Origin of the sequence: Xylanimonas oleitrophica (assembly GCF_003244315.1) — a bacterium.
Classification (GTDB): domain Bacteria; phylum Actinomycetota; class Actinomycetes; order Actinomycetales; family Cellulomonadaceae; genus Xylanimonas_A; species Xylanimonas_A oleitrophica.
On the sequence record NZ_QKWH01000027.1, the window covers coordinates 1 to 608 of the forward strand.

A 608-nucleotide genomic window follows, 5' to 3' on the forward strand; every position below is an offset into this window, starting at 1 on the left:
CCGAAGGGTTGACCAGGGGGAAGCCCATGTCGTCCAGGGTGCGCAGCGCGCAGTACGTCGGCGTCTGCCGGAAGAACTTCTCTGCCGGCAGGGCGGGCTTCTTCGCCTCTCGACCGCCGGTGGGCGACTTCTCCCAGGCACGGTCGACGGCACCGACGGTGAACGACTTGTCACCGTTGTTGCTGTTGCCGTCGTACTGCCTGCCCTCGCGTACGGTGAGAGACGAGAGCGCCACACCTACGGCGAGCACCGCAACGACGACTCGCACCTCACCCCTCCATCTCGTCGGGGGCATAAACCACGCCCACGATCACCCACGCGCCGTCGCGCTTGCCGACCTCCACCCGAGACTTGTTGATGTTGGCTTCGTTCTCGAACGCGACCGCGCCCTCGGGGGTGGTGATCTTCGAGGCCCTCTCGCTGACCTCGACGTCGATCGGCCAGATCCCCGTGGGCACGTCCTGGGCGTAGGTGTGCAGGATGGTCACGCTCGCCTGGCCGCCTTCGTAGAGGTCGCCGTGCGCCGCGATTTGCTTCGCCTGACGCAGGCGGTTGGCGCAGTACTCGCAGCTCTCGTGCGACATCGCTTCCCACTCGGCGGTGTCGTT

2 protein-coding genes are annotated in these 608 nt (G+C 66.6%); both read right to left on the minus strand.

Annotated elements, in window-relative coordinates; genetic code table 11:
• Positions 1-268 (minus strand): hypothetical protein (locus tag DNL40_RS16115; protein WP_146252121.1); only part of this gene is annotated, 268 nt, incomplete at its 3' end.
• A gap of 1 nt (position 269) precedes the next feature.
• The coding region (locus DNL40_RS16555; protein ID WP_179951112.1) for a DUF6318 family protein at positions 270-608 on the minus strand (339 nt) is incomplete at its 5' end.